This window comes from Paenibacillus faecis (genome assembly GCF_008084145.1).
Classification (GTDB): Bacteria; Bacillota; Bacilli; order Paenibacillales; family Paenibacillaceae; genus Fontibacillus; species Fontibacillus faecis.
This window is the reverse complement of the sequence record NZ_VSDO01000004.1, coordinates 855427-876944: the sequence shown is the minus strand read 5'-3', so window position 1 is coordinate 876944 and position 21518 is coordinate 855427. Positions and strand designations below refer to the sequence as shown.

Genomic DNA, 21518 nt, shown 5'->3' with positions numbered 1-21518 from the left:
CATGTATTAGGCACGCCGCCAGCGTTCGTCCTGAGCCAGGATCAAACTCTCCAATAAAGTGTTTGACTTGCTCATTTAAAAAACTGACGAGAAATTCTCATTTAGTACTCACTCGTTGTTCAGTTTTCAAAGATCAACTTCGTTCATTTCGTTATCGCCTCATCAGCGGCAACTTTTATAGTATAGCAAGCATTTACTTGAAAAGCAAGAACTATTTTTTGTCATGTTTCGTCTTAATGTCTTGCTCTTGTCGTTTTATGCTGTCGCTTGCGGCGACATTTATTAATATACCAGACATGGCGCTCAATTACAAATTGTAAAACCTGTGTAAGTTGCATCAAATATCCAACCATATGGATCAGCGGCGTATTTATGCCGCGTGGTGCGAGGTTAGATTTTTTCCCTATATATAAATAAGAAAGAAACCCGCTAAAGCGAAGAACGCTCCAAGCGGGTTTTTTAGACCGTTTAACCTTGGCTTCCGAAGAACACATAGCGGGCAATGATGAGAACAGCCAGGATCCACATCATCCAGTGAACTTTATATTTCGTTTTACCGCGCAGGTTCGCGATGGAAGCCAACACAACGTAGAACACGATGCCGAACGAAATCCCGTTGGCAATGTTATAGCTGAACGGCATCATCGTAATCGTCAGAAACGCCGGAATGGCGACCACCATGTCCTGGAAGTCGATTTCACGGATCGACTGAACCATCAGGACGCCGACGATAATCAGCGCAGCCGCGGTGGCCGAACCCGGAATCAGAGCGGCGATCGGCGCGAGGAACAGAGCGAGCAGGAAGCACACCCCGGTCGTTACCGCGGTCAGACCGGTACGTCCGCCTTCCGCAACCCCGGCCGCACTTTCAACATAAGCCGTCGTCGTGGACGTCCCCAGCATCGCACCGCCGGTAACGGCTACCGCGTCGACGAGCATCGCTTTACCGACACGTTTTTTGCCTTCTTCCGGATTCTTCATGATCCCCGCACGAGTTGCCGTACCGACCAAAGTTCCGAAAGTATCGAACAGTTCCACGAACGTAAACGTAGCTATTGCGGAGACAATCCCCGTATGCAGAATGCCGTCCCAGTCAAACTTCATGAAATTGATCTGGGAAAAATCAGGAATCCACTTGGCTTCGCTGGTCGCCACGGAGTTAAAATCAACGGCTCCCATCAAGATGGCTATGACCGTCGTGCCCAAAATCCCGAACAAAATCGCACCGCGTACCTGGAGTACCATCAATATCCCGATCAAGAGCAGGCCGATAAGCGCAAGTTGAACATTGGTGTTTTCCAGGCTGCCCAAGTGGATTACCGTTTCAAAAGACAAGACATCGGTAAATTTGTGAGCCGGGATATCGTTGCCGGCTTCGACGCCGATCGTCATCAGTCCGCTATTTTTCAGACCGATAATCGTAATGAACAAACCGATCCCTACCGTAATCGCATGCTTCAAAGCATCCGGAATCGCCTCCAGCAGCATTTGCCGGACGTGAGTGATCGTAAGCAGGATGAAAATCAAACCGGAGATGAATACGGCCGTCAAGCCCATCTCCCAAGTAAAGGGATGATCCGTCGTGGCCGAGGAAAGCACTACAGAGGCAAAGTAAGCGTTCAGACCCATACCTGGTGCGAGAGCTACTGGGAAGTTAATAAAGAGACCCATTGCGATCGTAAAAATGCCAGCCGCAAGAGCTGTCGCCAGAAAAACAGAATACCAGCCCATGTCGATTTGGCCGAATGCCGTAAGCGTGTTGGGGTTGACCGTCAGGATGTAAGCCATGGCCATAAAGGTTGTAAGGCCGGCCATAATCTCCGTACGAACCGTCGTACCATTCTGTTTCAGCTTAAAAAACCGATCCATGATTCAAAAACTCCTCCTTATTATGAGTCGGAAACGACAAAAAGCCCGGGGCCAATTCTTATCCCCGGGTACCGTGACAGCATAGAAGAAGCATGTGACGGGAGTGCAGATCGCAACAGCCGCGCTTCATGGCTGTAACGAAACCGCTATACCTCTCCCGCCGATGAATATCGGCGCTTCTTCTTTTCGTAGCCAGATCATTTACGGTGACCTCGTAGAGACTTCCGGGCCCATTCCCGGAATTATACGAAAAGCATGGATGAAGTTTGTCGAAATTTCCGAACAAGTCCTGATTTCAAGACTTATCACACGACTTATTCTAGGCCTCAACCCGAAGATTGTCAATAAAAAAGCGAATATTAAATCAATAACAACCATTTATTGTTCGCTTTTGTGATAAATTTGAAGATTTTTGCTGTTTTCATACGCTTAGTGTTTCCGAATTGCAGAGGCCCTATCACGAACCGACGCAAAAAAAAGAGCCCTCCCTTAAGCAAAGCAAGTTTGCCGTCAGGATGCTCTTTTATTAGCTTATGTGCCTGCCTATTCCCACTCGATCGTCGCCGGCGGCTTCGAGGTAATGTCGTAAACGACGCGGTTCACGTTGTCGACTTCATTGACGATCCGCACGGAGATTTTCTCCAGCACGTCCCACGGAATGCGCGCCCAGTCGGCGGTCATGCCGTCGATGGACGTAACGGCACGGATGCCGACGGTATAAGAGTACGTACGCGCATCTCCCATGACGCCCACGCTCTTCATGTTAGGCAGCGCGGTGAAGTATTGCCAGATTTCACGATCGAGCCCCGCCTTGGCGATTTCCTCGCGCAAAATATAGTCCGAATCACGAACGATCTTCAGCTTCTCTTCCGTCACTTCGCCAAGAACCCGAATCGCCAACCCCGGTCCAGGGAACGGTTGTCTCCATACGATTTCCTTCGGCAGACCGCATTCCTCGCCCACCTTGCGAACCTCATCTTTGAACAGCGTATTCAGCGGTTCGATCAGTTCGAATTTCATGTTCTCCGGCAAGCCGCCCACGTTATGGTGAGACTTGATCGTCTGCGCCGTGGCCGTTCCGCTCTCAACGATATCCGTATAAAGCGTTCCTTGCGCCAAATATTTAAAGTCGTCGAATCGGCCGGATTCTTCCTCAAATACATAGATGAATTCATTGCCGATGATTTTCCGCTTCTGCTCCGGATCGTCAACTCCCGCCAGTTTGGACAGGAAACGCTCGCGGGCGTCGATTTTGACGACTTTCATGTCGAATTTGCCGACAAAGGTTTCCATAACGCTCTCGGCTTCGCCTTTGCGGAGTAAGCCATGATCAATGAACATACAGGTCAGTTGGTCGCCGATCGCTTTGTGGATCAACATGGCCACGACGGACGAATCGACCCCGCCGCTCAAGGCGCATAAAACCTTTTGATCGCCGACCTGCTCGCGGATTTCGCGAACCTTGTCCTCAATAAACGTCTCCATGCTCCAATTGCCGGCACAACCGCAGATCTCATAGATGAAGTTTTTGATCATCTCGTTGCCGTGCACCGAGTGGCGCACTTCCGGATGGAATTGAACCCCGTACATTTTCCGCGCTTCATTGGCAAAGCCGGCGATCGGCGCATGGTCGGTGGAGGCGTCCACCACGAATCCTTCCGGCAGCTCCACCACGTGATCGCCATGACTCATCCATACCGTCTGTTTCGCGTCAAGGCCTTTCGTCAACGCCGAATTCTCGGCAAAATTAACGTCGGCTTTCCCGTACTCTCGTTTAGCGGCCCGTTCCACTTTACCACCCAACTGCTGCGCCATCAGCTGCATGCCGTAACAAATCCCCAAAATCGGCACGCCGACGTCGTAAACCGCCGGGTCGATGTGCGGGGCATCCTCCGCGTAAACGCTGGAAGGGCCGCCCGAAAACACAATGCCTTTTGGCGCAAGCTCTCGAATCCGCTCGACCGGCGTGTTGAACGGCAGCAGTTCGCTATATACTCCCAAATCCCGGATCCGTCGGGCTATCAGTTGATTGTACTGTCCCCCGAAATCGAGAACCACAATCATTTCATTTGGCTTATTCATTACCGAGCCTCCCTCAATTAATGAAACTAATTATACGAAACGACAAAAGAGGTCGTCAAGGCGCATACTACGGCATATTCAGCGCTCCGGAAACGCCAGCCCCCGGCATAATTTGAGGAAATCCCGGCTCCGGGTTCGATCAAACCCGCTCCCCCCGTAGTAAAGGTGTTCCCAATCCCGGAGAAAGCGGCCTAACTGTCCGGCCCGATCGCCAAGCAGAGGCGAAATGCGTTCCACATATTCCCGGCCTGTCATCGCCGCGGTTTTTTCGCCATAAGAAAGACTCAGCTCTCTCCATACCACATCGGCGGCTCGCAACAGCTCATCTTTACCGGGGAAACGACGGCGGCGCCTTAACAAGTACAACCGGAGCAGAAAACCGCTCCGACGGATCCAGGTTTTTCTGTGAATGACCCCCATTGAAATTAGAAAAATCAATGCCAACAGGACGGAAGTTACCGGCAGCAGATGCGTACGTACCCAACTCCAGCCGACAAAAAGCACGGCGCTCCCCTTCTTCACCAGCATTCCCGTAAAAGCGAGCACTTTATCCCAATCCAAAGGTCCTCCCGTAAGGGCTGCATCTCCGTCGGTCAAAGGCGTCATGTCGGCCGCCACGGCCGGTTCAAAACCCGGAGTCGGATCAAACGGAATCCAGCCTGCTCCCGGAAAATAAACCTCCACCCAAGAGTGGGCATCCGCATAACTGACCTGATAGCGCTGCTCGTCATCCGAAACGGGGGTGCCGGGGGCAAAGCCTTTGACCCATCTGGCCGGGATACCGCCGCTGCGAAGAAGCACGGTCATAGCCGTCGAAAAGTGATCGCAATAGCCCATTTTTTGCTCGAACAAAAAATAGTCGACGAAATCCGCGCCTTCCGGCGGAGTCTTGGTGTCCAAGCTGTAAGCATACTGTTCCTCCAAATACGAGGAAACCGCCTGTACCGCGTCGTATCGGTTCGCCTGACGGGAGGTAAGCTCCCTACCGAGCCGCTTTACCCGTTCGGGCAACGTCTGCGGCAGCTGCAACTCCCGGGCGGAAATCGCCTCGGGATCCGCTCCTGCGGCGAGGCGCAGCCGTTCCGGCGAGGCGGAAGGCACGACGGCCGTAAGCTCGTAGCCGTAAAGTTTCTGCCCGGAAGCGCCGGGCTCCGCGTAAACGGCATCGGCGTAAGGATCAAAGCGGGTGTTCGCCCGGCCGGATCCCCCGGGACGCTCCGAAAAAAGGCGCTCCACGGCCAGCGGCAGCCCGCCGCTAAAGAGCGGGCTCGTTCCGTTCACTTGACCTTTGAAAACGACCGTTTGCCGGATGGTTTGGTTCGAAGGAACGCCCCTCCGCTCCTTGGCCAGCTCCTCGTTCACCTGGGCCAAGCTCGGGCTCCACTTGTCTGAAGCGCGGGAACCGGACGCGTGTGCCGACCACCCCCGGCCGGTGTAGACGCTTTTACTTTCTCCGCGCCAGTACGTCTGTTGAGGGGAGATGGCCGTAAAAAAAGTCTCATGCCGCAGCCGCAGCGGCACACCGAGCCTCGTGTCATCCTTACTGTAGCCGGACAGGGCGTAATCGTCCGGCCTGCTGCCGGTCAGACGGGCGCCGCTCCACTCCTCCCAGGTGTGAATGACCTGGCTCCAGGAAATGGGGCGGACCGGTTGAACCGGAAGCAGGAGGCTCAACCCCAGAGCCCCAAGCACGCAGAACGCGGTGATGGTGGTCCCTGTCAGCAAGCCGCTGCCGCCTTCGGAGGAGCCGCCGGGTACCCTGGCCACCTCACTACCATAGGTCAGCGCCCCCTCATCCCCACCGCTGGGACCAAGGCGGAGATGACAGCGAAACAACAGGGCCTGCAGGGCCAGTCCCCACCCGGCGGACCGGACGAGGCCATGATAAACCTGAACGCTGCCGGTCATTTCCAGCAGCAGCAAATAAATAAGCGTGGCCAGAAAAAACAGCAGGATGCTCTGTTTGCTGAGCGCCAGCATTTGCACGGACACCACCAGCAGAGTCCAGCCGATCAACAGAAGCAGAAAACGGGTTTCCCCGCTGATGCCGTAAAGCCGGCCTGTCTCGAAAATCTCCGTCACGTCGGCGGACAGCAGCCGGGCGTATCCGGCAAACCAGGATGCCCCATCCTCAAGCCCGTATAAAAAGAACATCGAACTGCCGATCATCAGAGGCGGAACCAAAACGAAAAAATACGATGGCAGCCGAAGGCAGCCCGCCGCCAGCAGCACGCCGGTCAGGACGAGAAAGAGGCCGACGGTCCGGCCCGAGTCGCCCGCCATAAAAACGCGCAGCGGATAAAGCCACTCTCCGAACAGGCCGAAGAGGAGGGCGGATATTAGCAGGGGCTGCCAGACCGCTGCGAACCGCCGCCTCCGGCTTGGAGCGGGAACAGCGGCGGATACGACGGGCCCCGCGGCGGATGCCGGAATCGGCGAACCGCCGCCCTGCAGCTTAGGCGATGACATGGCTGGCCCCTCCTTCCGCCAAACCGGGCAGACCGCCGCGATAACGGCTCAGATCGATAAGCCGCAGGCCCTTTTCGCGCAATCGGGCCGCATGTCGGGCGGCTTCGGGATCCCGGTCCCGCAGGTCGGCGCACCAAATCTCCAGGGCCGCTCCCCGCTCGGTCAGAAGCAGCGCCGCCTCCGTCAGTTCCGCCGTCAGCGAACCGGTGATGAATGTCATGGAGCGGCTTCTGGCAAGGGGCCAGGCCCTTTGCAGCAGGTCCGGGCCGGACAGGCTCGAAACGAGAGCCGCGCCGGCGAGTTGATCGAGCCCTTCCTTTAGCCCATGGCGGCCGGATAGGCTTTTCCAGGCGACGCGTCCTTCCCGCGCCGCAGCGTCGCCCTGGCGGAAATCGACCTCGTCGGAGCGGGCAAGCTCCCGTTCCAGCCAGGCGGCCGCCGCGCTGACGGCAAGCTCAAACCCGTCCGCGTCCGCGCCGCCGCCACCGGCAGGATACGCCTCAGGGGACGTATCCAGAAGCAGGCAGCGGGAAGGGGTCACCGGTTCCTCGGGCACGCGCGTCAATAAAGCCCCCTTTTTGGCGGAGCTCTTCCAGTGGACGTGCCGAAGCGGATCCCCCGGCGCATAGCTGCGCAAGCGTCCCAGATCGGACCCGGACGGCAGCTCCGGAGCCCGCCCGCTTCCCGCACCTTCCGCGTCGGGATCGAACAGTCCCGGTCCGCCGGATAGCGCCGTCAGGGGAGCGGGATGCACGATCAATACATCGTCCGCGTCCGCCCGGAAGGTACGCTTGAACCACCCGAAGGAATCTCCCCAGGTAATCCGCATCCCCTCCGCTCGGTAGACGCCGCGTTTTACCGGCTTCAAATCATAAGTCCCGGTCCATTCCTTTCGCCAACCGCCAAATACGAGCTTGCCTCCCGGCAGTTCCTCTCCTGGCGGTTCCGCCCCCTCGCCGGAGTGCCGCCATTCGTCGTCCGCTCGAATCCATAAGGGAGGAGAGCCCCCATCGAGCGAGACGCGCACGGTTACCTCAACAGGCTCACCCGCTCTGGGATGCCGCGGATGATAGCTTCTCACCACATGAACCTGCCTGGGACCCAGCCATTGGGCGGCCGCTCCCTGCAGCGCGACCAGCAGGATCAGCAATAACAGGAACAGCAGGGAAGTCCCTCCCCTCCATCCGTAAAAAGCCCCCAGGAAACCGGCGGTCAAAGCCATCAAAATCCAGATGCCGAACCCTTTGTTCATAGGCCGCCTCCCGAGGCCTTGTGAAATACCGGAATATTTCCGTGATTCAACAAGTCGCCCACCACTTGCTCAGGGCTGACCCCGGCGAGCGAGCTTTCCGGCTTCAACATCAGGCGATGGGACAAGACGGCTCTCGCCACGCGTTTGACATCGTCGGGAATGACAAAGGATCGGCCCTGAAAGTAAGCTATCGCTTGGGAGGCGCCCATCCAGGCAAGCGTTCCTCTGGGGCTGATGCCGAGCGACAGCTGGGGATGCCGTCTGGATGCATCCGCCACCAGCACCAAATACTTTTTGATCCGCTCGTCTACCAGCACGGTCCCGACCTGCCGCTGCATGACCCGTATTTCCTCGGGCAAAAGAACCGGCTTGATCTCGGCCGGCGGCTCCTGCATGCGGCTCAGCATTTCCATCTCCTGTTCCGGCTCGGGGTATCCCAGGGACAAGCGCATCAAAAAACGATCCAGCTGCGCTTCGGGCAGCCGGTATGTCCCCTCGTATTCCAGCGGATTTTGCGTCGCCAGCAGCAGGAACGGCTGAGGCAAGGCGCGCGTCACTCCGTCCACGGTGACCTTCCGCTCTTCCATGGCTTCCAGCAGGGCGGACTGTGTCCGAGGCGCGGCCCGGTTGATTTCATCCGCCAATACGATATGGGCGTGAACGGGTCCGGGACGGAATTCAAACTGGCCGGTATGCGGCAAATAGACGGACACCCCCGTCACATCGCCGGGCAGCAGGTCGGAGGTGAATTGAATCCGCCCGAAAGTCCCTCCCACGCAGGCAGCCAGCGTTCGGACCAGCTTCGTTTTGCCGACCCCGGGTACATCCTCCAGTAAAATATGCCCGCCCTGCAGCATCGACACGACGGCGAGCACGATTTCTTCTCTTTTTCCGATAATATTCCGTTCTACGCGTTGAACCAATTTATCCAAAAGTTCACGGGCCTGATTGTGATCCATAGCGATCCCTCCATCTCCAACAAATCTATCAACCAGTTTTCCCAAAAACTAGTTGTCATAGACATGTCGCAGCGGAAGAAAACGCACGCTACATGGCCTTGACCCGTACGGCCGTTTCTCTCTTCGAGACCGAAGCTACCGGATGACCCGTCAAATCCAGGAGCTGCCTCAGGGACACCCACAAAGCCCCGTTCTTCCGGCTAAACCGGGTCTCATAGATTAGAGGCTTTCCGTCAACGCCGGCCCGTGTCAAAGTTTCCGTTTCGGCATTCACGTTTACGCTCACATCCCCCCAGCGGATGATGGCGGACCGGGTCTTCTCGTTCCAACGTACCTCGGCGCCCAATCGTTCCATCGTGGCCCTCAGCGGGACGATATACTGACCTTCCCTAAGTTCGTATTCCCCCGGGTCCAGCCGGATTCCCACGCCGCCAGCCTCCACCAGCAGCGGCCGACCGGGCGCGAAGAGTTCGGCATTCGGCATCACATGCGTCTCGATCCAGCTTCGGGAGGGCGCGGATTTCTTTCGCGTTTTGGAGGAATCCGCCAAGGTAAACTGCACCGGTTCCTGCTCGGGGGATAGGGTCCGGAAGGTATAACCGTGCTTTTTATAAAAACGGATAATGTCCGGCAGCGCCTTGACGGACGCCTCGTGCCCGGTGCCGTCATGCAGAAGGACGATCATTTCCTGCCGAAGCTTCGCGGATTTGATGTTGGCCAGAATTTCCGACGCGGGCACGTTTCTGCGTTTGGAATCCCCGCTGTCGACGTTCCAGTCGAACACCTTGTAACCGCCGAGTTTCAGCAGGTCGAAATACGTCCCGTCAAAATGGCCGTATGTCCCGCCGGGAGCGCGGACCATCGCCGTCCGTTCCCCCGTGATCTCCCTCAGAATTTCCTCCGTCCGTTTGATTTGCTCCCAAAACCTCGGAAAACTTTCATAAAGCTCGTCGTACTCATGATTATAAGTATGATTGCCAAGGGAATGGCCGGCTTCCGCGATGCGTCGTATCACTTCCGGGGAACGCTCCGCCCGCTCGCCAAGCACGAAAAAAGTCGCCGTCACCCGCTCTTCCGCCAAAATGCGCAGCACCTCGTCCGTCAGCTTGCTCGGGCCGTCGTCAAAGGTGAGATAGACCACCTTATCTTTTTTGCCGCTAGTCAGCCCTGCTTTAAGGGGTGAGGTCTTCTTGCCCATACCGGCTGCCCATCCGTTCCCGGCTTTCAAGGCTCCGTCATGTACTTGGGCCCGGTCGGACATCGGCTTCGACGCAGTTTCCCCTATTCGGTCCTCGGGAATTGTCCGCGGTACTTGCTCCGCGGCAGCAGCCAAGGGCTGCTTTACGGAACCGGCCGCCAGGCCCGCCTCCTTCTCCCCGAACGTCCAAATAGCCGCGGTAAGCAGAACCGTCGCCAACACCGCCGCCCGAATGGTTTTGAACCGCGTGCTCCACATTTTTCTCATATATTTCGACCTCCACCGTTTATATCAATCCTCAGGCTTTCTGGTAGATTGTATGAAGGTAGAGAAGAAAATAGACTTCTTCAATTTCGGGAAAAACGGGTCGATATATATAAACAAAGGACCGCCCTCTCCTGCCGAAACCCGGCAGCGGACGATCCTTTGTTTAGCGCAAAGCTCTAACGGCTTCGACGACTTGGTCCGCATGGCCTTTGACCCGGACTCCCCGCCATTCCTTGACCAGACGGCCTTCCTCATCAATCAGAAAGGTGGAACGCACAATGCCTTCGTACTCACGGCCGTACAGCTTTTTGAGCTGCCACACGCCGAACAACCGGCAAACTTCGTGATCTTCGTCCGACAGTAAAGGAAACGGCAGCTGTTGTTTCTCCCTGAAACGGTCATGCGATTTAACCGGATCGCCGCTTATGCCGAGGACCACCGCCCCAAGCTGCCGAAACTCGCCGCTCCGGTCGCGAAAATCGCAGGCTTCTTGCGTGCAGGCGGGCGTCATATTTTTCGGATAAAAGTAAATGACCACCTTGCTGCCGCGCAATGAGCTTAAAGTTATATTTTCACCTCCGCTGGCCGGGAGTGTGAAATCGGGGACAGGTTGTCCCGGTTGTAGCAGATTTTCCATCACCGTTTTGCTCCTATCTCGTCTAAAAAGTGGTTAAATATGATAAATTGATTGTAAATATAAAAGAAATTATAATGTAATGATATGAAGACATCCATAATTCAAGCGAATTTATCCGTTTTACGCTGAAAGGAACGAACAAAATGACAAAACGCACAAAACGGGCGATCCTTTGGTCTGGGGCCGGGGTTTTGATCGCTGTCGCCGCCTTCGTGGCTTACTATTTTATCGCGATCTACAACCAGGTCGACAATTTTCAGAAAACCGGCGAAGAATCCCCTTTTTATAATGTGAAGCCTACCGAAACCAAAGTCCCCGAACCTCCCAAATGGGAAGGCACGGAGCGCGTGAATATTCTGCTGATGGGCGTGGATGCCCGCGGTTTGAAAAAGGGCGAGATCCCTCGCTCCGATACGATGCTGGTCGCCTCCCTTGATCCCGTTGCGAAGAAAATCCATCTGTTCTCCATCATGCGCGATACGTATACGAAAATTCCCGAACACGGTTCCGACCGCATTAATGCCGCAATTACGCATGGGCCGAATACGGCGATGAAAGCCGTGTCCGATCTGCTCGGCATTCCGATTCAATATTATGTGTACACCGACTTCCGGGGATTCATCGAACTGGTCGATGCGGTCGGCGGGGTTGATTTTTACGTCGAAAAAGATATGAAATACACCAGTAAAGCGGATAAACATGAATTCGATATCGATCTCAAAAAAGGGCAGCAGCATCTGGACGGCAAAACCGCCCTGCAATACGTCCGCTTCCGGCATGACGCCATGTCTGATTTCACGCGGACAGAGCGCCAGCGCAACTTCCTCAAGGCTGTCGCGGATAAATTGAAGTCGACGACCTCGATCATGAAACTGCCAACCATCCTGGAAAAGGTGAATCCCTACATCGATACGAACCTATCGGTGGAGGATATGTGGAAGCTCGCGACCGTCGGCTACGACAGCCAAATGGGTTCCAGCGAGCAGATTCCGCCGATGGAGCTGCTGGTGGAGAAGAAGGTCGGAGGTTCGGATGTGCTTGATGTACGAAGCGAGGACGAACTGAAGGAATACGTGCAAAACGTATTCACCAAAACGGAAGAGCCGGAGACAACGACGAACGGAACGTCAACGACCGGGGAGCCGAAAGAGGCGGACAGCGGTGCCGGCGGAACGGGAAGCTCTGGCACTAGCTCGGGGACTAGCTCTGACACTAGCTCCGGCTCTGGCTCGGGGACCACTTCCTCCGGGCCATAAGGGCCGGAAGGCCGGTAACCGTCCGACGGTCTCGATCCGGCAGGAAGCCGGCGGGCCCCTTAAGGCGTCCGCCATCCGAACCCAACTGTGAAAGGAAGTTATTTGGAATGAACCGAAAACAATCCGAGCTTCTGTACGAAGAAGCTCTAAAGCACATTGTCGGCGGCGTCAACAGCCCCTCCCGCTCTTTCAAGGCGGTTGGCGGCGGGGCGCCCGTCTTTATGAAAAAAGCCGAAGGCGCCTACTTCTGGGACGTGGACGGCAACCGCTACGTCGACTACTTGGCCGCCTACGGCCCGATCATTACCGGCCATGCGCATCCGCATGTGACAAAAGCGATCCAGGAAGCGGCCGCGAACGGAACGCTTTACGGCACGCCGACCGAGCTGGAAATCCGGCTCGCTGCCATGCTGAAAGAAGCCATCCCGTCGATGGATAAAGTCCGGTTCGTCAACTCCGGTACCGAGGCCGTGATGACGACGATCCGGGTGGCGCGGGCCTATACGAAGCGCAATAAAATCATCAAATTCGCCGGCTGTTACCACGGCCATTCCGACCTTGTGCTGGTCGCCGCCGGCTCGGGCCCATCCACCCTGGGCATTCCGGACAGCGCGGGAATTCCGACGAGCATCGCCCACGAGGTGATCACCGTGCCGTTTAACGATGCTTCGGCGCTGAAGGAGGCGATCGACCGGTGGGGCGACGACGTCGCCGCCGTCATGGTGGAGCCGATCGTCGGCAATTTCGGCATGGTCATGCCGCAGGACGGCTTCCTTGAGGAGCTGTGCCGGCTGGCCCGGGAGTACGGTGCTCTCGTCATTTACGACGAGGTGATCACCGCCTTCCGGTTCCATTACGGCTCCGCCCAAACGTACGCCGGCCTGAAGCATCATGACCGGATCAAGCCGGATCTGACCGCGCTCGGCAAAATCATCGGCGGCGGTCTGCCGATCGGCGCGTACGGCGGCAGCAAGGAAATCATGGAGCAGGTGGCACCGCTGGGCCCGGCCTACCAGGCCGGCACCATGGCGGGCAACCCGGCCTCGATTTCCGCCGGCATCGCCTGCCTGGAGGTGCTGCAGGGCGGCGGGATCTACGAGGAGATGGACCGGCTCGCCCTGAAGCTGACGGACGGCCTGGCCGACTCGGCCCGCCGTCACGGGGTGCCCTTGACGATCAATCGGATTCGCGGCTCGTTCTCGACGCACTTCTGCGATCATCCGGTCACCAATTACGCGGAAGCCCAGGATACCGACAGCGAAGCGTTCGCCGCCTTCTTCCGCGCCATGCTGAACCGCGGCGTCAATTTGGCCCCGTCCAAATACGAAGCCTGGTTCCTGACGACCGCCCATACGGAAGCGGACATCGACTTCACGTTGGAAGCGGCGGAAGCGGCGTTTAAGGAAATAGCCCGATAATTGAAGAAGGCTGCCTTGGTGAGAACCGGCAGCCTTCTTTTCATATGTGATTAGGGCTTATAAGATTGCAGGTAGGAAGCAACGGCCTGGACCGTTTGCTGCATTTCCGAAAAATTCAAACCGCCTTCCGGTGACACTCGACTTATTTTCACTAAAATATTGTCGTATGAAATCATACATTCATCATAATTGTGCAGAAAGTCATGTTCGTTGTAAGTATTCGTCTGTTTGGTGGGCCAAAAGATCATATCTTTGCCAAGCGAAGCATTTAAATAAATCAAATCGATGACCGTGATGACCTGATTTCCGTCTTGGTAATAGATCCTCTCCTGCGTTTCCGTATTCGACTGTTCCCCGTCCAGCGTTAAAATCGATTTTTTTCCCAATGAAAACTCTTTATCAATGGCCACTAAATTAATATCATCCGTCTTTTCAATCAGCTTAGACGATGGCAGTTCCAATTGCGCCGCCATATTTCTGAACAACGCCCGATACTGCTCATATGAAATCATAGTATGGTCAACTTCGTTCATAACGGTGTTGGGAGATGATTTGGAACAACCAACAAGCATTAACAAACCAAAAATAAGCACAATGGCTAATTGTCCTTTAGCATTTAGTTTCCGATATTCAAGAGTGGTACCATTTTCATTTACAGCCCCTCCCACAACCTTGATAGCATAGAATTCCTGCAAATCTGCATGTTTTTTTCTTGTTCGAAACCAAAATTTAGAAATACCTGCAAATCTGCAGGAATTTTCGGCAAAACCGGCTCGTTTTTCTAAAATCGCTAGAAATGCCTGCAGATTTGCATCTTTTTTCGCATTCCCTCGATAATCGGTCAATAAAACCTGCAGATTTGCATCTTTTGCGCGTAGGATGGGCGCTTGACTGTGGCTTCTATATAGGTTCAACTATTGATTTACATATTAGACAGCGGTGTAAAGGGTTTCTTTTCACACTCTTGACCTGCAACTAATGGTTTGGTTCGAATTAGCGGGAATTCTTCCCGTTAATTGGATACATATGCGGCTGCAGAGACGAATTAGCTGGAAAACCTCCCGTTAATTCGCCTGAAATAGTGTATATCAGCAATAGGGCCACAAAATAGATGGAGCTTTTCCAGCTAAATTTGATCCAAAAGCCAAAGGCGGGATATTAACAGGAATTTCTCCCGTTAATGGGTGTAGACTCCGATGGTGGGACCTTATGTCTACGAATGTGGGTGTTGGTAACGTGTATCCGAAACCCTATCATATCCTTGCCCAACGCCAATTCTTTAGTTCAAACTATATAACGAAAAATATATTACCTTCACCCCTAGTTTATTCCATATTCTTCTATACGTAAATAGAAACTGGTATTAGGAAGTTTCGAGCCGTGCTACTAACACTGAACCGACAACCGAACCGAATGATGCCCTTGATCACGCCCGCCAGCATTGTGATCGGCGTGCTTCGCGGCGGCTTGCGCATCAACGGCGGCATGCGCAACATCAGCGCCGGCGCTGTACTCGCCGTCACTTATTTCCCTGCTCCGGTTGCCGTTCCGGTCGTGCTCGGGATGGTGTTCCAACAGATGATGGCCTCCCTCGTCGGCCTTGTGTTGGGGCGGCAAGCCCGCGCACGGCAGCGGCGGACGGACACGGCGTCGGCGGCGTAATCCACGACGACGGCGGGCGGATTTTGCTCTACCGCTGTTCTTCATTAGCGCATTTACGTATAATAGAATGATATACCAGAATAATGTCCCGGCCATGAGGCCGATAAGGCAGCAAAATATATCTTAGTCAAAGGATGGGAGTACCTTGAATCAATCCGCAACCAAGTCCCTTAAACGCAGCATTCCGCCATTTCGGGCCGATCAGGTAGGCAGCCTGCTTCGGACCGAGGCGATTAAAAAAGCCCGCGAACAGCGCGCAGCCGGCAGTCTGTCGGCCGAGCAGTTAAAGGAAATCGAAGATCAGGAAATCCGCCGCATGGTGGACAAGCAAAAGGAAATCGGGCTTCAAGCCGTGACGGACGGCGAATTCCGCCGTTCTTGGTGGCATTTCGATTTTCTTGAGAATCTCGATGGTGTGGAAGGTTATGAACCGGAAAGCGGCATCCAGTTTCATGGGGTGCAGACGAAAGCCCACAGCGTGAAGGTTACCGGCAAGCTGGATTTCAGCGACCACCCGATGCTGGAACACTTCAAATTTCTGCAGGGGCTTGCCGGCTCGCATACGGCGAAAATGACGATTCCAAGCCCCAGTATGCTCTACTACCGCGGCAAAATCGAAACACCGCTTTACGAGGATAAAGAAGTCTTTTTCCGGGATTTGACCCTGGCTTATCAAAAAGCGATCCGCGCTTTCTACGATGTGGGCTGCCGCTACCTGCAGCTGGACGATACGTCCTGGGCTTCCTTCTTCTCGGAGGAATCCAGAGAAAAGCTCCGTGCGGAAGGCAAAGATCCGGAAGCCATGCTTGAACTGTCGGCCAAAATCATCAATGAATCGATCGGAGCCCGCCCGGCGGACATGGCGATCACCATGCACATTTGCCGCGGCAACTTCCGCTCCACCTGGACCGCTTCCGGCGGATACGACGCGGCGGCGGAAGCGATTTTCGGCGGCTTGAATCTGGACGGGCTGTTCCTGGAATTCGACGATGAACGCTCCGGCGGCTTTGAACCGCTTCGTTATGTAAACAGACCTGATCTGCAGGTCGTGCTCGGCTTGATTACGTCCAAGTTCGGAGAGCTCGAGAACCCGGATACGATCAAACGGCGCATCGAGGAAGCTGCCCGTTACGTTAGCCTCGACCAGCTGTGTCTGAGTCCGCAGTGCGGCTTTGCGTCCACCGAGGAAGGCAACCTGGTCGCCGAAGAGCAGCAGTGGGCCAAACTGCGCCACGTGGTGGAAATCGCCGCGGATGTGTGGAAGTAACCAAACCAAGGTCATACCATAGTCAAAAGCCGTCCCGGTCTTCGGGACGGCTTTTTCCGTTTCGCTCGCTTACTGCTGCGGCGCCTTGTCAAAGAAATTCTCCTGCACATATTTGGCCGCTGTGTCCAGCTGTTTCTTGGAGTCGGTGCCCTTCTTCGAGAACGATTCCTGCACGACGTTGGACATGGTCGCGTAGTAATCCTGCGTGCCGAACTGGGCCTCCGGCTTGCCTTCCAGCAGGCTGAACAGCTGCGGATCGTATTTGTACACATTGTCGTATTTGTCGTAAATCGCCTTCACTTTGGCGGCGTATTCCGAGTCTTCACTGAAGTACTCAAGCGGCGTCGGAATATAGTACTTGCCTTCGTCCTTACGGGCTTTGATCGTGTCCTCCACGGATTTCAACGCGTCATCGGTAAAATAGTCGAACGTAATATAGCGGAACGCCATCTCCTGTTCGTCTTTGGTCGCGTTCGGATTGATAACGAGATAGTTGCCGCCCAATATGCCGTAATGCTTGCCGCCTTTTTCGGCCGCAGGCATCGGATAGGCGATGACGTCCTCCGGCTTCATACCCCCTTCGTTCAGCGCCGCCTGAATCACATCGAACGCCCCGGCGATCACCATCGCCGTCCGGCCTTGTTTAAAGGAGCTGATCGCATCTCCCCAGCCGAGCGCCCAGTCCTGCGGAATCGCGTTGGCCTCCCATCTCAGCTTCTTGTAGAAATCCAAAGCTTTGACACCGGCTTCGGAGTTGAATACCGCCGTCAGCTTGCCGCCTTCGCTGGTTTGGATGTCGCCGCCGGCTTCAAACAGAAAGTTCGTCCAGTTCCAGCCCGCTTCGTTTCCTTTTCCCATCGGCGCGATGCCGGAGATGCCCTTTTTCGGATCCGCCGTGCCCTTGGCCACATTGTACATATCATCCCAGGTCCAGTCGAACGCCGGCATCGGCACGCCCTTGTCATCCAGCAGCTTCTTGTTGATCACTGTCGAAGTCACGTATCCGTTTTGCGTGATGCCGTATACTTTATCGTCCACCATGAATTGATTTTGCAGCACGGGATTCATTTCGTCCTTGTACTCCCAATTGTTCCACAGGTCCGTGATATCGGCCACCCATCCCCGTTCCACGAGCAACTGAGCTTCCGTCGCCCAGGTATTGTAAAACGTCGGCGCTTCGTTGGAGGCCATCTTCGCTCCGATTTCGTTCACGTCGTAATCCCAATCGTCCTTCACGATCGTCACGTTCGGATATTTCGCCTGGAAGCGGGCGATTTTATCATCTTCCTGCTTGCGCAGCGTCGTTTCATCCGGCAGCGGATAATGGATCTTCAGCGTGACCTTGCGCTGCGTGATGTCTCCCGCTTCGCCTCCCGCCCCGGCGTTCCCTCCGCTGTCGCCGCTCGTATTCCCCGCGGTGCCTTTCGCGCCCTCCCCGCTATTCTTGGGGGCGCCCCCGCAAGCAGACAGCAAGGAACCGAACAGTACAAGACACATCAATAATACAGAAAACTTACGCATTGAAACTCCCCTTTTCGTGTATGGTTTGTCGAGTGTTCGCAAAGCCGTTCTCCTCTCTCGATCGCGAAGATGCCAGTAACCTGACTTTTCGAACTCGCAGTTGAAATGACATCTTCATCTTAAAAGAGAACTTGCCGGCATACGATGTGCGATCGTATTCCTATCGTGTGCAGGCCTACGATTTTTGAAAGCGTTATCCCTTGACGGCGGACAAACTGACGCTGCGCATGATGAACTTCTGGAACACCAGAAAGACGAAAATCGGCGGGATCATCGCCATGAACAGAATCGTAAATTTCACGTTGGTGTCGAGGCTCCGCGCACTGACCACGTATTTGTAAATCGCCGTAGCCAGCGTGTACTTGTCTTCCGTCTGCATGACCAGCGAAGGCCAGAACCAATCGTTCCATGCGGTGGAAAAGATAAATATCGCAAGGGTGGCGAAGATCGGCACCGACAGCGGCACCGCGATGCGGATAAAACCGGTCCACTCCGAAGCCCCGTCGATCCGGGCCGCTTCGAAAATTTCCGGATGGATGCCGTCGAAGAAGTTTTTGATCAGCAGGAAATAGTAGGCGCTGGCCCCCGCCGGAAGCCAGAAAGCCCAGTACGTGTTCAACAGGCCGAGCTCCTTCAGATTGACGAAGTTCGGAATCATATAGCTGGATGCCGGAATAAACAGCGTCATCAGAATGAAGAAGTAAATCGCCCGGCTGAAAGGGACACGAATCCGGGAAATGCTGAAGGCGGCTAGCCCCAGCACGAGGATGATCATCACCAGGCTTCCGGCAAAAACGAGCATCGTGTTCTTCAGATAGGTCGGCAAATCTATAAACGTCCAGCCTTTGGCGAAGTTCTCCCAATGCCATTCCTGCGGGAAGAAGCGCGGCGGAAACGAGTTGACCTCCGGATTGCTCTTGAGACCGTTAAACAGCGTCATGGCAATCGGGTACAGCATGGTCACCGCCATGACCGCGATGCACAGCACCATCAAGCCGTAGATCGCCTTATTGAACGGCTTCCGCAGATCGGAAGGCGACAAAATCCCTCTTTCTTTCATGCTAGTACTCCTCCTTGTTCAGCTTGAATTGAGCGATCCCCAGAATCGCCAGCACCAGGAACATCAGGACGCCCAACGCCGTACCCGATCCGTAATCCAGCTGGGTGAACGCGTATTTCACCGTCAGCAGGGCATAGGTGAGCGTGGCCTTATTGGGGCCGCCATCAAGCATGGCCAGCTGGGACTGGTAAGCTTGCGAAGTTCCGATCAACTGCAGGATCAGCATCAAAGCGATCAAATTGCGCATCGACGGCAGCGTAATGTACCGAATCCGGTTCCAGACCCCGGCACCGTCGATTTCGGCCGCTTCATACCAGTCCCGCGGGATGCTCAGTACCCCCGCCAAATAAATCAGCATCGCCGAGCCGAACTGCTGCCAGGTTTCCATAAATACCAGCGAAACCATCGACCACTTCGGGTCGGAGATAAACGCGACCGGATCGACGCCGAAAGCGCCTAACACCGCATTGATCGGGCCGACCGGGTCATACATCCATCGCCATAGCCCGTACAGAACGACCCCGGGGACGACGTAAGGCAGATAGGCCGCTATGCGGGCGAAGCCCTGGAAGAACTTGAGCTCCGAGATCGCGATGGAAGCGGCGATCGGCACCCAAAACCCGATCACGAGACACAAAAGCATATAATAAAGCGTGTTTCGGACCGACAGCAGTACGTCGGGATTGCTTAGCACCTTCGCATAGTTTTCCAGTCCGACAAAGGTGTTTCCGTTGACGAAATCGATATGATAGAAGCTGTATACCATTCCCTTCACGATCGGTACCCATAAAAACACAATAAAAATGACGATCGCCGGAACAAGGAACAAATACCCCGTCATGTATTTCTTCCAGTTCGATCCGCGCCGTCGTTTGGTTTGGGTCGGTTTTTTCGTATCCTGAAGCTGCCCGCTCTCCGATCTCAAGACCGTTTCCCCCATCTGTCTCCCTCTTTTCTTCTTAATGTCTTTTGTTAATGCGAGTTCAAAAAGTCGGGTTTTCAGCACCGAGAAGATTGGGTGAAGCTAGGGACTGAGTAGCGGAGCGTAGGCGAACCTACGTGAGCAACTGAAATGTTTCCGTAGGAAACATGCTTCGGAAGCATACGCTAGGCCCGGCTGAATTCAAAATTCGACGTCGAGTTCGCTTCCTGACCTGCTTCGTGATCAAAAGACGACTTTTTGAACTACCTCTATAATTGTAGAAAAGAGGGTTACCCGCGAACATGTCTAAAACTATGTGAAGTATGGCCGATCTTACTTCTTACTTCTTCAGCTCGCTGGGGCTGACGCCGAAGTATTTTTTGAAGATCTTGCTGAAATGCTCCGGTGATTCGTACCCGACCCGTTCGGCGATCTCATAACGGCGCAGGTCGGTGTTCAGGATGAGCGACTTGCTTTCCTCCATCCGCAGCTGGATCACGTATTCCCACAGATTGTGGCCCGTATTCTTTTTGAACAGGTAGCTGAGATAATTGGGGCTGACGTGGTTCTTCTTGGCGACCTCATGAATCGTCAGGCCTTTCTGTCTGTAATTTTGTTCAATATAGACCTTCGCGCCGTCCACGATTCGGTTGGTTTGCGTGTTCAGTTCTTCCCGTGACGGGTCCTCGGCGTAGTTATGCCAGGTGAAGTCGCCATAGTAAAACACATGGTAGTCCCGATGCTCTCCGCTCCACAGAATCGCTTTATCCGCCTGATCGCCAAGTTCGCGGAGAAAACGGGGGCCTTTCAAAATCTGGCTGATTCCGACGATACACCCCATTCCCAAATATTTGTGAATATGATGGTGCAGGGTCCGCCCGATCATTTCAAGCTGGTTGATCTTGTTCACGCCGGACTCGGCGTATTCCGCTTCGCTCCACTGTATAATGATGGCGATCTCCAATTCATCCGTGTAAAAAGACAATGCGTTCCATTCCCGGTGCAGCAGCTCCTTGACGATGTTCAACGCGGCGTACTGCAGCAGCCGGACATCCCGTTCCCGATATGCCGACGGTGCTTCTCCGCCGGGAAGAGCCAGTTTCAGTTTCAGCACGGAAAAATAAGGCCCCGCCACCCCTAAGGGGCGCATATCTCCCGAATCATCCCCTTCATAAGGCTCCGCTAGCTCGGACGAATCGGCCAGCAGGCGCTTCAGCCGCTCGACATTCTCCGGGTGGAGTTCCTCCATCTGAAAATGCTCCCGGTCTCCGGACAACCATTCGTCCATCCTAGGCACCGGCTTATCCATCTTTAGCAGCGTGTTCCGGACGGAATCGAGAAACTGTTCGCCGTTCAGCGGCTTGATCAGGTAATCCTTGGCGCCGAGCCGGATAGCCATCTGAGCGTATTGAAACGTCTCATGGGCGGAAATAATGATCGCCTGCACCCAAGGTTTGATCATCTTCGCTTGATGCATGAGCTCGATTCCATTCATCTCCCCCATTTGGATGTCCGTCACAATCAGGTCGACGTCTTCCATTCGGACATAATCAAGCGCCTCATGACCGTTATAGGCCGTCATGATTTGCCCGATGCCCAGGCCCGAGGACGTTAGCAGCCCAGCCAGCCCTTTGCAAATGAGCGGTTCGTCGTCCACAACCAGGATGTTGTACATGTTC

General features: G+C 54.9%; 15 protein-coding genes, 1 pseudogene and 1 riboswitch. Of the genes and pseudogenes, 4 read left to right on the top strand and 12 right to left on the bottom strand.

The window, feature by feature from the left end; genetic code table 11:
• Positions 1-468 precede the first annotated feature (468 nt).
• The 7 genes from FRY98_RS21660 to bcp all read right to left on the bottom strand — a co-directional run bounded on the left by FRY98_RS21660 (position 469) and on the right by bcp (position 10733).
• Positions 469-1869, bottom strand: a complete 1401-nt coding sequence (locus FRY98_RS21660; RefSeq protein ID WP_148455834.1) for an NCS2 family permease — start codon at positions 1867-1869, stop codon at positions 469-471.
• A 169-nt stretch (positions 1870-2038) separates the two neighbouring features.
• Positions 2039-2139: riboswitch (purine riboswitch) on the bottom strand.
• Positions 2140-2412: 273 nt separating this feature from the next.
• The gene (gene guaA / locus FRY98_RS21655) at positions 2413-3951 is read right to left on the bottom strand and encodes a glutamine-hydrolyzing GMP synthase (RefSeq protein ID WP_148455832.1); all 1539 of its coding nucleotides are present in this window, start codon (positions 3949-3951) and stop codon (positions 2413-2415) included.
• Between the two features lie 78 nt (positions 3952-4029).
• The gene (locus FRY98_RS21650; RefSeq protein WP_148455830.1) at positions 4030-6420 is read right to left on the bottom strand and encodes a transglutaminase-like domain-containing protein; all 2391 of its coding nucleotides are present in this window, start codon (positions 6418-6420) and stop codon (positions 4030-4032) included.
• The gene (locus tag FRY98_RS21645) at positions 6407-7672 is read right to left on the bottom strand and encodes a DUF58 domain-containing protein (protein ID WP_148455828.1); all 1266 of its coding nucleotides are present in this window, start codon (positions 7670-7672) and stop codon (positions 6407-6409) included. Before FRY98_RS21645 ends, FRY98_RS21650 begins: the two co-directional genes overlap by 14 nt.
• Positions 7669-8631: an AAA family ATPase gene (locus FRY98_RS21640; RefSeq protein WP_148455826.1), complete on the bottom strand. Its 963-nt coding sequence runs from the start codon at positions 8629-8631 to the stop codon at positions 7669-7671. The genes FRY98_RS21645 and FRY98_RS21640 overlap by 4 nt, the downstream gene beginning before the upstream one ends.
• 88 nt (positions 8632-8719) lie before the next feature.
• Complete coding sequence (locus FRY98_RS21635; protein WP_249043489.1) at positions 8720-10096, bottom strand: polysaccharide deacetylase family protein; 1377 nt, start codon at positions 10094-10096, stop codon at positions 8720-8722.
• A gap of 163 nt (positions 10097-10259) precedes the next feature.
• Positions 10260-10733: a thioredoxin-dependent thiol peroxidase gene (bcp, locus tag FRY98_RS21630; RefSeq protein ID WP_148455825.1), complete on the bottom strand. Its 474-nt coding sequence runs from the start codon at positions 10731-10733 to the stop codon at positions 10260-10262.
• A 143-nt stretch (positions 10734-10876) separates the two neighbouring features.
• On the opposite strand from bcp, the gene FRY98_RS21625 reads away from it, so the two are divergent.
• Together FRY98_RS21625 and FRY98_RS21620 are read left to right on the top strand one after the other, a co-directional pair.
• Complete coding sequence (locus FRY98_RS21625) at positions 10877-11989, top strand: LCP family protein (RefSeq protein WP_148455823.1); 1113 nt, start codon at positions 10877-10879, stop codon at positions 11987-11989.
• A 107-nt stretch (positions 11990-12096) separates the two neighbouring features.
• Entirely contained in the window at positions 12097-13407 is a 1311-nt protein-coding gene (locus tag FRY98_RS21620; RefSeq protein WP_148455821.1) for a glutamate-1-semialdehyde 2,1-aminomutase, read from the top strand.
• A gap of 50 nt (positions 13408-13457) precedes the next feature.
• Here FRY98_RS21620 and FRY98_RS21615 read toward each other — a convergent pair whose 3' ends face one another.
• Positions 13458-14252 carry a hypothetical protein gene (locus FRY98_RS21615; protein WP_148455820.1) on the bottom strand — a complete coding sequence of 265 codons (795 nt, stop codon included), beginning with the start codon at positions 14250-14252 and terminating at the stop codon, positions 13458-13460.
• A 622-nt stretch (positions 14253-14874) separates the two neighbouring features.
• Between FRY98_RS21615 and FRY98_RS21610 the strand changes: the two are divergent.
• Together FRY98_RS21610 and FRY98_RS21605 are read left to right on the top strand one after the other, a co-directional pair.
• Positions 14875-15069 (top strand): annotated as a pseudogene (locus FRY98_RS21610) (bile acid:sodium symporter family protein); the annotation flags it as partial.
• Positions 15070-15214: 145 nt separating this feature from the next.
• Entirely contained in the window at positions 15215-16336 is a 1122-nt protein-coding gene (locus FRY98_RS21605; RefSeq protein ID WP_148455818.1) for a 5-methyltetrahydropteroyltriglutamate--homocysteine S-methyltransferase, read from the top strand.
• Positions 16337-16405: 69 nt separating this feature from the next.
• On the opposite strand, the gene FRY98_RS21600 is transcribed toward FRY98_RS21605, so the two are convergent.
• The 4 genes from FRY98_RS21600 to FRY98_RS21585 all read right to left on the bottom strand — a co-directional run bounded on the left by FRY98_RS21600 (position 16406) and on the right by FRY98_RS21585 (position 21514).
• Positions 16406-17857 carry an ABC transporter substrate-binding protein gene (locus FRY98_RS21600; protein ID WP_148455816.1) on the bottom strand — a complete coding sequence of 484 codons (1452 nt, stop codon included), beginning with the start codon at positions 17855-17857 and terminating at the stop codon, positions 16406-16408.
• 193 nt (positions 17858-18050) lie between these two features.
• Entirely contained in the window at positions 18051-18917 is an 867-nt protein-coding gene (locus FRY98_RS21595) for a carbohydrate ABC transporter permease (protein ID WP_148455814.1), read from the bottom strand.
• A gap of 1 nt (position 18918) precedes the next feature.
• Entirely contained in the window at positions 18919-19758 is an 840-nt protein-coding gene (locus FRY98_RS21590) for a carbohydrate ABC transporter permease (protein ID WP_225040905.1), read from the bottom strand.
• Positions 19759-20179: 421 nt separating this feature from the next.
• Positions 20180-21514: a response regulator gene (locus FRY98_RS21585; protein ID WP_148455810.1), complete on the bottom strand. Its 1335-nt coding sequence runs from the start codon at positions 21512-21514 to the stop codon at positions 20180-20182.
• Between the last annotated feature and the right edge of the window lie 4 nt (positions 21515-21518).

Coding starts and splice junctions, on each gene's coding strand:
- guaA (WP_148455832.1), bottom strand. CDS start 3,951: ATGAATAAGCCAAATGAAATGATTGTGGTTCTCGATTTCGGGGGACAG.
- FRY98_RS21600 (WP_148455816.1), bottom strand. CDS start 17,857: ATGCGTAAGTTTTCTGTATTATTGATGTGTCTTGTACTGTTCGGTTCC.
- FRY98_RS21650 (WP_148455830.1), bottom strand. CDS start 6,420: ATGTCATCGCCTAAGCTGCAGGGCGGCGGTTCGCCGATTCCGGCATCC.
- FRY98_RS21595 (WP_148455814.1), bottom strand. CDS start 18,917: ATGAAAGAAAGAGGGATTTTGTCGCCTTCCGATCTGCGGAAGCCGTTC.
- FRY98_RS21660 (WP_148455834.1), bottom strand. CDS start 1,869: ATGGATCGGTTTTTTAAGCTGAAACAGAATGGTACGACGGTTCGTACG.
- bcp (WP_148455825.1), bottom strand. CDS start 10,733: ATGGAAAATCTGCTACAACCGGGACAACCTGTCCCCGATTTCACACTC.
- FRY98_RS21590 (WP_225040905.1), bottom strand. CDS start 19,758: ATGACGGGGTATTTGTTCCTTGTTCCGGCGATCGTCATTTTTATTGTG.
- FRY98_RS21635 (WP_249043489.1), bottom strand. CDS start 10,096: ATGAGAAAAATGTGGAGCACGCGGTTCAAAACCATTCGGGCGGCGGTG.
- FRY98_RS21640 (WP_148455826.1), bottom strand. CDS start 8,631: ATGGATCACAATCAGGCCCGTGAACTTTTGGATAAATTGGTTCAACGC.
- FRY98_RS21585 (WP_148455810.1), bottom strand. CDS start 21,514: ATGTACAACATCCTGGTTGTGGACGACGAACCGCTCATTTGCAAAGGG.
- FRY98_RS21620 (WP_148455821.1), top strand. CDS start 12,097: ATGAACCGAAAACAATCCGAGCTTCTGTACGAAGAAGCTCTAAAGCAC.
- FRY98_RS21645 (WP_148455828.1), bottom strand. CDS start 7,672: ATGAACAAAGGGTTCGGCATCTGGATTTTGATGGCTTTGACCGCCGGT.
- FRY98_RS21625 (WP_148455823.1), top strand. CDS start 10,877: ATGACAAAACGCACAAAACGGGCGATCCTTTGGTCTGGGGCCGGGGTT.